The organism is Bradyrhizobium sp. Kon69, from assembly GCF_055807515.1.
Genome location: NZ_JBVVOS010000062.1, coordinates 1 through 11,060, shown reverse-complemented (window position 1 = coordinate 11,060; position 11,060 = coordinate 1). Strand labels below are relative to the sequence as shown.

Below are 11,060 nucleotides of genomic sequence, written 5' to 3'. Positions count from 1 at the left end.
ACCCGGTCCATCCGGGCAACCCTCGTCGCAACATCGAGGGTGAGTCGCCTCATTTTGTGGGGGGACATACAGTCTAGTGGTGACGCCCGCTGGGAAGCGGAAGGCTGTCGCTCATCTGGTGGATGCCCATAGGATGAGCGAACGGCGCGCGTGTAAAGCCATCGGCTGCTGCCGTATGACCATGAGATATCGGACGCCCCAGGCTGTCGATGCTAACCTTCGCCAGCGCATGAGGGCGATCGCCCAGGAGCGCCGCCGCTTCGGCTATCGGCGGCTGCATGTTCCGCTCAGGCGGGAGGGGTATCTGATCAGCCACAAGAAGCTCTTCCAGGGAATGCCCCACAGAAGGCAATCCAGCACACCACCGCCGCGCATTGCAGCACAACGAACTGCGGAGTGCCGCGAATGATCCGATTGCATGAAAAACACGATGATGAAGATCGATCTTTTCCTCATCCTGCTTTTCAAGCCGCAGGATGGCGTCGATATTTTCTAACGGTCTTTTCGGTGATTCCTGCGCTGACATCGTCAGCTCGCGATCTGCTCGGCGGCTCGCCGCGCTGACTGTCGGGTCCGATCGAGTGTCTCATCTCCGGCTTTCTCGGCTCGGGCACGCGCTTCACATTTCGAGCGAAGCTCCTCAATCTCATCATCTGTGAGGTGCTCGATTCCCACCAGACTATTGCGCGCCGCGCTCACGCGAATGAGTTCGTCCAGCTTCACCTGAATGGCCGCGCTGTCACGGTTTTGCGAGTTCTGAATCAGAAATACCATAAGGAAAGTTACGATTGTGGTCCCAGTATTAATGACCAACTGCCACGTGTCCGAGAACTGGAAGAGTGGGCCGCTGATGCCCCATACGACCACCACACCCGCGGCTAACAGGAAGGTCGAGGCGCGGCCAGCCGCAAGCGAAGTCTTGTTAGCCAAATCACCGAAGAATTTTGAGATCCGGGATGGTTCGTGTCTCATGATTTTAGCCTCTACCACCGACCGTAGTGTTGTGTTGGGGCAAAAGTTCCGCGTTAGAAACTATGCTCTGCGCCATACTCTGTGAAATGCTTTTCGCGGGCGCTCCCGAGAGCAGGTATTGAAAGCGATCGCGGAGTACGTCCTAATCCGCGCCCGCTTGAGCCGACCTCAACCCTGGAATTTCACTTGCTCCGGACTCCAGACGGATCGCCAAGGCTTCGAGTCATGCCGGTCCACAAGCCAGCTGCGGAAAAATCTCTCACGCGAAGCGTTTTCCACGAGCGACCAGGTCGCAATATCGGGTCTCGTACTCTTTCGCCATCCGGCTTGCGGCGAAGCGCTCCTCGAACCGGGTGCGGACCATGCGTCGGTCCAGCTGGGATAGTTCTTTCACTGCCCTGATCGCCTGCTCCTCACCATCGACGATGAAGCCGGTGACGCCGTCCTCCACGACTTCCGGCACTGAGCCTGATCGATAGGCGATCACGGGCGTCCCGCACGCCATCGCCTCGATCATGACCAGACCGAACGGCTCGGGCCAATCGATCGGAAACAGCAGGCCTGCTGCATTCGCGAGAAAAGGCTGTTTCTTCGCGTCGTCGACCTCGCCGACGAGCTGAACCGTCTGGCCAGCGATGTTCGGCTCGAGCTTGTTCTTGAAGTAGGCCGTCTCCGCCCGAGGAATCTTCGCAGCGATCCGCAGGGGCATCCGCGCCGCCCGCGCGATGCGGATGGCATCTTCCGGCCCCTTGTCCGCCGTCAGCAGCCCCAGAAAGGCCAGGTACCAACCTGGCTCGTAGGATGGCCGAAACATATCCTTGGGCAGTCCGTGCTGGATCGTCGCAATCCAGTTCGCCTCCGGATGCGGACGACGCTGGTCGGCGGAAATCGAGACGAACGGAGCGTCCGCAAAGGCACCGATTACCTGGGGCAGACCGGGAAGGTCTAGCCGGCCGTGCATCGTCGTGAGGAAAGGCACGCCGGCTCGGCTGAGCACCGGAAGGGGCAACCAGTCGACGTGCGAGTGGATCACGTCGAAGTCGCGCGCTCGCTCGGCGACGGCTTCGATCAGAAGCGCGCAGGCTGCGCTCGGATCCGCCCCTTTCCGCCCCAGGCGCAGCGCGCGCGGCCACACGGCGTGAAGCTTTCCCTTTGTCTTGGAGTCCTCGCTTGCAAACAGGGTGACGTCGTGTCCGAGTTCGACCAGTTCGTCCACGAGCCAGGCGATCACTCGCTCAGTGCCGCCGTAGAGCTTGGGAGGTACGCTCTCGGCCAACGGAGCAAGCTGGGCAATCCGCATCGGCTAGACCCCGAACACGAATCGCAGGACTGTCACGATCCTCGCGGAAATGAGGGACGAAATCGCGAGCAACGTCCAATAAGGCCTCGTGCTTCCGCAGACCACGTGCGCTGCGAGCGTCTTCACGGCCGTCAACGTCCGTCTCGAGGAAGCCGCTGCAGGTAGGCTATCCCGAAGCCAGCGAGCTCTTCGGTATCGCTCTCGCGCGGCTTCGACCGCCCGTGGAGGTGGCGCTCCAGCAGGCAGCGCCGGCTGTCGTGCGCATCGACCTCGGGGTGGCGCGCCCGGTACACCATCCAGGCGGTCTCCGTGGCGTCTTCAAAACAACTTTGTCGACCATGCTCACTCTCCGGAGACGAACCCAGTCGCTGCCAACTCAAGGCATTTCGGAAAGTTTCCGGATTTTCCCGACAGTAGACGAAGGGAGGAGGCTCAAGATGCTCTGCGCCCGCGTACTTGCCGCACGCCGGCGCTGCAGGCGTTGGATTCGGCCAATCCATGTGGAGGCGACAGTGGGGCGCGGGCTTCGCACGACAGCTGCTCGACCGGACCATCCCGTCCGGTTTGCGGCCCGGAAAACTTGGCTTGAAATCGAGTACCGTCCTGCCCTTCTCCGCAAACGGCCATCCGAGGTTTAGGCGTTCGACTAGGCTTGCGAGAAGATGTCGAGATCCGGAAGGCGCGCGGCCACTGGCCCGAATTTCCGCCCAGACGGGCCCCGCGCGCGGCACTCGGTCCCACCCCGGCCTAGACCACCACATTGGAGGAGAGCTTGCCGACGTGCCGCAGGCATCGCGGCTCGCCTTGGTGTCTTCAGCTGAGTTTGGGCGGCTCAATGTGTGTATCTTTTGATACTTTGCGCATCGTTATGCTTTGCTACTGTTTCCCGGAACGGAGGGGGCGTGGCATGGACCAGCTAAAGAAAGCACTGGGGCAACTCACCCCCCACACTGTCCGAATTGCCGCATCACTATGAGATGGTTCCGCTCGGAGCTGGTGCGCGACAACACGGAAGAGACAATCGCTCACCTTTTCGTCTGCCCCAACTGCAAACGCGCAGAGCGGAGCGATACAAAGTTCACTCCGATGCGCGGGTCGCCCGACAAACTGGCATCCCAGGTTTCGCGCCTTGACTGGTGGAAGGTAAGCCGCCAGGGGCGGCCCTAACTGAAACGCGCCGGAAGAGCGGCGGGCGCCAGCGAATGTGTCCTTTTCAATCAGGAAGCAGGAGGAGCGTCGCAGCTTAGAAGATCGCCGGGTGTCACAACACCTGACGACCAGAGCACTCACGGGCCAGCTACGGTACCGGGTGAAAAACCGTTCTGCGGTTGCCTGTTTCTCAGAGCGCAAGCGACTTTCCGCTCGTGGCCGACCGCCGAACCGAGGCGTGCCGATTACGGCTGATTACGGCACATGGAATGGGAATGCACGGCCCCGGCTGTTTCTCCCAACCTGCGGCTGGGGCCGTTTAGACGTGCGTTGCATCGCTCAACCCGGTCCGCCACCATTTTAGAGGTATTGCCATCGCGCTATTTGGGCTGACCATTCTTTTCGCAACTCGATCAGCGCTCTTCTATGGCCGAAATACTGACGCTGCGCGCACGGTTGTGCGGGCGATTAGTCGCGGTTTGGGGTTGTAGGTGCTGCGCTCATTCGGGCGGGGATGCGAGCTTCCTCAACGGCTATTTCTTCAACAGTATCCCTATCCTTCGCGCCATTCGCCTCACAGATCCTGCGTGACGGCCCAGCTCGGCTGCGACTCTTCGATACGCCAGCGCCTGCCGGGGCCAGCTTGGATAATTGCTGGACCTCACGGTCGGCCCATTGCTTTGGCTTTTGTGTTTTCATGATGCTGCGGTCAAACCTGCCGCAATTTAACCATTGCGCCTGGTTACCGGCACTTGGGAAATTTACGGGTGGTGCCGGCCACCACGATATCATTGCGAGCACATCATCGTTTGACAGCGCATCTATAAGCTTATCGACCGCTGAAGCTGGGTTGTGTAGCCGCACGGATATCGTGCAGCACGCGCGAGCGTCATGTCGCTCACATGGACCTTTTCCATCTATGGAAAGAAGACCGGGGGATGGTGGTTTTCCCTGACGATCCGACATCGGGTCGCACGCTCCGGGATGCCTGCTGTGACTACATCGAAGCTATGGCCATCGATTCGGACGAAGACGATCAGGACGACGTTGGCGACGATGATGAAACCTGACTCGCAGCTCCATTGAGGGACTCAAAGGTCCCATAATGATCTTTAAGGCAACTGAGAATTGCGATGGCGGGCGCTCTGCGGGGCGTTTCCTCTGGAGGCGACCGCGGATGCTGGAGTAAGCGCGCGTTCCAAGGCGTAATTGCGTGATCAGGTCAGGGCTGAAGAGGTCCTTCTCTCCGCGCCGAAATTCCTTCCCTGTATCGTTCGCGAGCACCGCATGTACAGCAAAAGCCGTGGCGGAGCCGTGTGGTCCGTCAGAGCACAAAGGTTTCAACCAGGACGAATGTCCAGTCGGAACATTGCATCAAATGAAGAGCGTTGGCGCTCGAGACGAAAGCCAACCGCAGCAAGCATATCGAGTGGCGGTCGGGGCCAGGAAAAACCAAAAAATTAGTTCTCGCGCATAATCATAATGACTCCAACGCAAAAACAAAAAATAAGGTGGGAAAAACATGGGAGGCTGGAATGGAAACCGCACAGCGCTTGCGCGCGATGGCGCGCTCTGTCGGCAGAGTGCCGCGCTTCATCCTGACAGAAGCTGGAAACTGCTCGCCGAGGCAGAATACTGGGAGCATTTGGCGGCGACTCCTCTCCCAACAGACATTGAACGCTGCTTCATCCCTGGTCAGCATGACTTAGCTGCTGCCTAGCGCTCACCTTTTGTCGTTTTGAAAATCGGATTGGGGTAAATGAGTATTCTTTGGGGCCAGTGGATGACTTCGTGTACCAACGAACGGCCGATGTGTCCCGTATGCAAACACCGGATGGCATTGGCGCGCATCTCTCCCGGCAAGTCCGGATTCGAGACGCGCACGTTCGAATGCTCGACCTGCGAACGTACCGAGACGGCGTCGTTCGCTGTGGATCCAATGAAGACAGATGCGGTCGGTTGGCTTGCAGGCGAATTGACCCGCCTCGGTGAGCTTGGTGCTGTTGGTGATGCAGCCGGATGAATGTCCAATCGGCAGCACGAACGTTGTGCTATCGTGAGTACAATGGTGTGCCGGGACCTGGGTGGCGTTTCCGGATTGCAAGAGCATCGAGCGCAGTGCGATAGATTTCAGCGTTGCTGTGATCTCGAACCCGAATTGCAGAATTGTGGGACATCAGTTCTGGTCGCACCAGCGTGAGCTCCGCTGCGAGACGTTCTGCTTGGTCCGCCGCTCCTTGTCGATCTTCTAAGATCATTCCGCCCTGATGCTGGCATGTTGCATCGGTGACAAGCTCGAATTCATAGTACGGCATGAAAGCCTCTCTACAAGGCCCCGCTCAGAGCGTACCTGCGCTCCCCATCAGATGAATTATCGTATGTGAATGCGAAAGCTGGTTTGTGGAAGGATGCGGACCGACTTTCGACCAATGGCCATATCCGGTGACGCTGTGGCGGGCTGATGCTGTTCGCCGAAGTCCACAAAATCTGCGCCCTGGCTTGCGGGCCATCTGCGTACCACCATACCGAAGCCTTGGTTGCGAGACGCGAAAGGCAGTAGCTTTGGTGCGATCGAGGAACTTCGGAGCTTCAACAATATTCTGTCATGATCAACAAGGAGGGATCCGCATGCCGATGCAGACCGTGATGGACAGTACCGGCGACAGCCGTCACTTCTTCGATGCGGACGATGCAGGGGAAGTAGCCAAGGCGGAGCAGCGATTCCGCGAGCTGACGAACGTCGGCTTCACCGCCGCGGTCCGGACCGGTTCAGGTCAGGTGTCGCGGATCCGATCGTTCGACCCCACTGCGGAAGAAACTCTCTTCTTCCCCAGGCTGGTCGGCGGCTGAATCGCGAAGCCGTGCGGCTGTTCAGACGCTCGCGGCCGGGTGAACGCTCACGGATGAGAGCTGCAAAGGCGCTGTTCATTCGACACGGCGCCGAGAGCACTCCGGAAGGACGCGCGCTGCTGCTGCTGCTGCATTACCTCTCGCCTGTCCAACGGCGGCAATTCGCGGAAAAGGGTTATTTCGAGGTAATCGGCGGCGACACGGGCAACCACTATAGGATCTATGCGGGAGCGGCTGCGAATGTCTGCGAGATCGGCGAAAACGGCGGTCCAAGGATCGGCTTGTGTTTCCTGCCCGTTGGCGATCTTCCGATTGGAGACGTGATGCTGGCCCAGAAGATCGCGCTCGAAACGTGCGAGGGCAGCGCGCTCGCGGTAGCCCGAAAGTTCACTCCCAGCCGTTTCTTGTTCAGCCGGTCCCGCCCGCTTCGCTAGCCGCGCGGCGTCGTGTCAGTCAAGTTTGGGCGTGACGTCGCCTATTGGGCCTTCGCTTCCATGACGGGCTGCCGCTACATGCCCGTTCACCGGGGTAGACCGGAAGTCATCACATCGGGAGCAGGCCGACGCGATTGACCCTGGCTGTGTGAAAACGCCATTGCGCTGCTATGATTCTCTCGATGATTCTCGGGAGAGAATTAATGAGGCGGTTCATTGAAGAGGCGGATCGTGGGCAGTCGACGCTGCTGCCCGAATGCCTCGATGATTTCGTTGACGAAGGCAACCCGGTTCGCGTGATCGACGTGTTTGTCGATGCGCTCGATTTGGCGGAAATGGGCTTCGATGGGGTGGACCCGGCCGCGACCGGACGGCCGTCGTACCATCCTTCGGTGCTCCTGAAGCTTTATATCTACGGTTATCTGAACCGGGTTCAGTCGAGCCGGCGGTTGGAGCGAGAGGCCGGCCGCAATGTCGAGGTGATGTGGTTGCTGGGCCGGCTCGTGCCTGATCACAAGACGATCGCGGACTTCCGCAAGGACAACGGCCTGGGGCTACGCAAGGTATGTGCGCGCTTCGTTGAGCTTTGCCGTGAGATGGGCCTTCTCGCGACGGCGAGCGTTGCCATCGATGGCAGCAAGTTCAAGGCCGTGAACAACCGGGACAGGAACTTCACGCGGGCAAAGGTGGAGCGGCGGCGTGCCCAACTGGAGGAGAGCGTCGCCCGCTATCTGAGCCAGCTTGACACCGCCGACCGGCAGGAGCCGACCGAAGCGCTGGCCGCGAAGGTGACAAGGCTCAAGGAGAAGCTGGCGAAGGTGAAAGAGCAAATGGGCAAGCTTGCCGTCTACGAGAAGCAGATGCTGGCTTCGCCCGACCAGCAGATATCTCTGACCGATCCCGACAGCCGCTCGATGGCAACCAGCGGCCGCGGCTCGGGCGTCGTCGGCTACAACGTGCAGGTCGCTGTGGATACCGATCATCACCTGATCATTACCCATGAGGTGACGAACAGCGGCTCGGATCGAGCGCAACTCGCCAATATGGCCAGGCAGGCAAAGAATGTATTGCAGACCGAGACCCTCGATGCCGTTGCCGACCGCGGCTACTTCAGCAGCCCGGAGATCCTCGCCTGCCACGAGGCCGGCATCACGGTGACCCTGCCCAAGCCGATGACTTCGGGCGCCAAGTCGGACGGACGCTTCGGCAAGCAGGACTTTGTCTATTTGCCGGAGGACGACGCCTATCGTTGTCCGGCCGGGGAGCGGTTGCCGTATCGCTATACAAACGAAGAAGCCGACAAGATGCTGCGGCGCTACTGGACCAACGCCTGCAAGAATTGTTCGATCAAATCCCAGTGCACGCCCGGGTCCGAGCGACGGATCACGCGATGGGAACACGAGCATCTGCTCGACGCCGTGCAGCAGCGGCTCGATGCGAACCCGCTCGCCATGCGACTACGTCGCGAGACCGTCGAGCATCCGTTCGGCACCATGAAGGCGCGCATGGGTGCGACGCACTTCCTGACCAAAACCCTCCCAAAAGTCGCCGCCGAAATGGCCCTCTCGGTCCTGGCCTACAATCTGACCCGGGTTATGAACATCGTTGGGACCAAGCCGTTGATGGCCGCGATCGTGGCCTGACGCTAAACGGTGCGGCTTTCTCCCGGCTTCCCCGAATGGAGTTTTTACACGACCAAGACCCATTCCGGACGTCTATGCTGGCTGAAATAGAGCCGCCATGGTTAGATTAGGGGTCGAACAGAAGCTTACTCTTCTCACTGCATTACTGTTTTCTTTGGCTGACCCTGAACTCATTGTCCAAGATAGCCAGGACGACGCGATGAAATTTCATCAAGCTAAGTTTGGAATGAGCCAATTGCCTGCAGACGAAGTGGGTCAAGATTTTCCATTGATAATCGCAACGATGCCGGCAAGCTCGCGGCAACGTGCCGTAGCAGTCGGTGTCATCGTCCTTTTGATGGTGGCGGCGGCAGTTATGGCACCATACGCGAACATACAGGTCCGCCGAATTGACTCATTCATCCCGGTTTTGCAAACCGTCTTAGCCGTTGCCGATCTCCTCACGGCAATTTTTCTGTTCGCTCAATTTTCTATCCAACCGCAACGCGCGTTGCTTGCGCTCGCGAGCGCTTACATATTCAGCGGCTCATTTGCATTCCTGCAGACGCTCGCTTTTCCGGGCGGGTACGCGCCCGACGGTCTGATTGGTGACGGACCTAACACTCCAGCTTGGATTTACGTGCTTTGGCACAGCACGTTTACGGCGGCTGTCCTTGTCTATGCAATCTCCAAAGACACCATCGGAAACAGCAAGTTTCCGGCCGGATCCAAAATGGCACCGATCATAGTTACTGTTGGTGGTGTCCTTGCGACGATTGCTGTACTCACTTGGATCGTATGCACAAAGACGGAATACCTGCCAAGCTTCTTCACTAATGACATCAGATTGCAGACGAAATTTGGGAATCAGGTCAACCTCGCGCTGTGGCTCTGGGGTGCTACCGCGACAGCGGTATTGCTGTTACGTAGACGTACGATCCTAGATTTGTGGTTGATCGTGACGTTGCTTGCCTACATGCCTAGCTTCTTGGTGGCAATCATCGGCAGCTCGATACGATTTACGATTGGTTGGTACGCAGCTAGATGCTTTGTTCTCGTTGCCAGTTGCATGTTGCTGAGCGTGCTGATCGTCGAGACAATCTTTCTCTATTCACGTCTCGCCAGTGCGATCATTTTACAAGGCCGCGAACGCGCCAACCGACTTTTGAGCATAGATGCTGTCACGGCGGCCATTGCCCACGAACTAAGGACGCCGTTGGCAGCGATATCGCTTAATGCCAACACCGCGCGGAGCCAACTTCGTTCGAAGCCTCCAGAGCTTGATCAAATGGACGATATACTCAGTGATATAGAAGGCGACAGCTTTCGCGCGAACGAAATCATTACGAGCATTCGCGAACTGTCAAAGAAAACGACTGATCGAAGCGCATCTACACGTATTGAGGATGCGGTTCGCTTAATACTTAGACTGTTGCATCATGAGCTTACAGTCCATGAAGTAGCTGTCACCACAGAATTTGAGAGTAGTCTCCCAGAGGTGCATCTAGATAGCACGCAATTGCAGCAAGTGCTCTTGAACCTCGTCAAGAACGCTGTAGACGCAATGCACTCCCTGCCTCCAGAAGCCCGACATCTGCGGCTCACAGCGAGTTTAAACGGCCAGTCGAGGATACTATTGTCGGTTGAGGACTCCGGGCCTGGAATTCCGGTTGAGGATCGCGAGCGCATATTCGATCCATTCTTTACGAAGAAGTCCGCTGGTATCGGCTTGGGCCTCGCCATCGCTTCTAGCTTGGTAGCGGGCTTCGGAGGCACATTGCGGCTCGCCAAGTCAGACTGCGCTGGTTCCGTTTTTCAGATCGAGATACCGGCCAGCGGGCAACACTCGGCCAAGTAGGTGCGATCTTTGGACTATCTGCGAAGTAGCGGCGGCATTCAACAGGTCCGCTCACCGGCGCACGAACTTCATGGTCGGGCGTTGGACCGCCTCGGCGATGGCTTCCGCATCTCGGAAGTCATTCTTCTGTCCCTTCGAATAAGCGACATCATGGGCGTTCTCACTGACGCGTCCGCCAAGAAGAAGGCCGCTTAAACCATCGCTCGCACCGCTCATCCTGAGGGGCGCCTGCTGGGCGTCGCCAAGGGTGAGACCAAGTAAAATTTTCAGGAAACCCACATGTCAGCCAAAGAAGTCAAGTTCGGCGTTGACGCGCGCGACAGGATGCTGCGCGGCGTCGAAATTCTCAACAACGCGGTGAAGGTGACGCTGGGCCCCAAGGGCCGCAACGTCGTGCTCGACAAGTCGTTCGGCGCTCCCCGCATCACCAAGGACGGCGTCACCGTCGCCAAGGAGATCGAGCTCGAGGACAAGTTCGAGAACATGGGCGCGCAGATGGTGCGCGAAGTCGCCTCCAAGTCCGCTAACGCGGCCGGCGACGGCACCACCACCGCCACCGTTCTGGCGGCTGCGATCGTTCGTGAAGGCGCCAAGTCGGTTGCCGCCGGCATGAACCCGATGGACCTCAAGCGCGGCATCGACCTGGCGGTGGAAGCCGTGGTCGCCGACCTCGTCAAGAACTCCAAGAAGGTCACCTCGAACGAGGAAATCGCCCAGGTCGGCACCATCTCCGCCAACGGCGACGCGGAGATCGGCAAGTTCCTCTCCGACGCCATGAAGAAGGTCGGCAACGAGGGCGTCATCACCGTCGAGGAAGCCAAGTCGCTCGAGACCGAGCTCGACGTCGTCGAGGGCATGCAGTTCGACCGCGGCTA

11 protein-coding genes and 1 pseudogene are annotated in these 11,060 nt (G+C 58.8%); 8 read left to right on the top strand and 4 right to left on the bottom strand.

What is annotated here, in order from left to right; genetic code table 11:
* Window positions 1–76: 76 nt before the first annotated feature.
* A pseudogene (locus tag AC0L3U_RS37885) lies at window positions 77–331 on the top strand (IS3 family transposase); the annotation flags it as partial.
* Between the two features lie 197 nt (window positions 332–528).
* Here AC0L3U_RS37885 and AC0L3U_RS37880 read toward each other — a convergent pair.
* A complete protein-coding gene (locus AC0L3U_RS37880; RefSeq protein ID WP_259219212.1) occupies window positions 529–972 on the bottom strand; it encodes a low affinity iron permease family protein in 444 nt (147 codons plus the stop codon).
* A gap of 259 nt (window positions 973–1,231) precedes the next feature.
* Window positions 1,232–2,272: a glycosyltransferase family 4 protein gene (locus tag AC0L3U_RS37875; RefSeq protein ID WP_259219211.1), complete on the bottom strand. Its 1,041-nt coding sequence runs from the start codon at window positions 2,270–2,272 to the stop codon at window positions 1,232–1,234.
* A 2,051-nt stretch (window positions 2,273–4,323) separates the two neighbouring features.
* On the opposite strand from AC0L3U_RS37875, the gene AC0L3U_RS37870 reads away from it, so the two are divergent.
* Window positions 4,324–4,491 (top strand): hypothetical protein, encoded by a 168-nt coding sequence (locus AC0L3U_RS37870; RefSeq protein ID WP_259219210.1) that lies wholly within the window; start codon window positions 4,324–4,326, stop codon window positions 4,489–4,491.
* A gap of 689 nt (window positions 4,492–5,180) precedes the next feature.
* Entirely contained in the window at window positions 5,181–5,444 is a 264-nt protein-coding gene (locus AC0L3U_RS37865) for a response regulator (RefSeq protein WP_259219208.1), read from the top strand.
* Window positions 5,445–5,472: 28 nt separating this feature from the next.
* On the opposite strand, the gene AC0L3U_RS37860 is transcribed toward AC0L3U_RS37865, so the two are convergent.
* Complete coding sequence (locus AC0L3U_RS37860) at window positions 5,473–5,736, bottom strand: DUF6894 family protein (protein ID WP_374762395.1); 264 nt, start codon at window positions 5,734–5,736, stop codon at window positions 5,473–5,475.
* A 313-nt stretch (window positions 5,737–6,049) separates the two neighbouring features.
* Between AC0L3U_RS37860 and AC0L3U_RS37855 the strand changes: the two genes are divergently transcribed.
* The 4 genes from AC0L3U_RS37855 to AC0L3U_RS37840 all read left to right on the top strand — a co-directional run bounded on the left by AC0L3U_RS37855 (window position 6,050) and on the right by AC0L3U_RS37840 (window position 10,185).
* A complete protein-coding gene (locus AC0L3U_RS37855; protein ID WP_219685551.1) occupies window positions 6,050–6,271 on the top strand; it encodes a hypothetical protein in 222 nt (73 codons plus the stop codon).
* Window positions 6,272–6,324: 53 nt separating this feature from the next.
* Complete coding sequence (locus tag AC0L3U_RS37850) at window positions 6,325–6,705, top strand: hypothetical protein (protein WP_219685550.1); 381 nt, start codon at window positions 6,325–6,327, stop codon at window positions 6,703–6,705.
* 203 nt (window positions 6,706–6,908) lie between these two features.
* Window positions 6,909–8,348, top strand: a complete 1,440-nt coding sequence (locus AC0L3U_RS37845; protein ID WP_259219207.1) for an IS1182 family transposase — start codon at window positions 6,909–6,911, stop codon at window positions 8,346–8,348.
* Window positions 8,349–8,547: 199 nt separating this feature from the next.
* Window positions 8,548–10,185: an MASE4 domain-containing protein gene (locus AC0L3U_RS37840; protein ID WP_259219206.1), complete on the top strand. Its 1,638-nt coding sequence runs from the start codon at window positions 8,548–8,550 to the stop codon at window positions 10,183–10,185.
* Window positions 10,186–10,236: 51 nt separating this feature from the next.
* On the opposite strand, the gene AC0L3U_RS37835 is transcribed toward AC0L3U_RS37840, so the two are convergent.
* Window positions 10,237–10,464, bottom strand: coding sequence for a hypothetical protein (locus AC0L3U_RS37835; protein ID WP_259219374.1), 228 nt, complete (start codon window positions 10,462–10,464; stop codon window positions 10,237–10,239).
* On the opposite strand from AC0L3U_RS37835, the gene AC0L3U_RS37830 reads away from it, so the two are divergent.
* A partial coding sequence (locus tag AC0L3U_RS37830) for a TCP-1/cpn60 chaperonin family protein (RefSeq protein WP_473364906.1) occupies window positions 10,465–11,060 on the top strand: 596 nt, incomplete at its 3' end.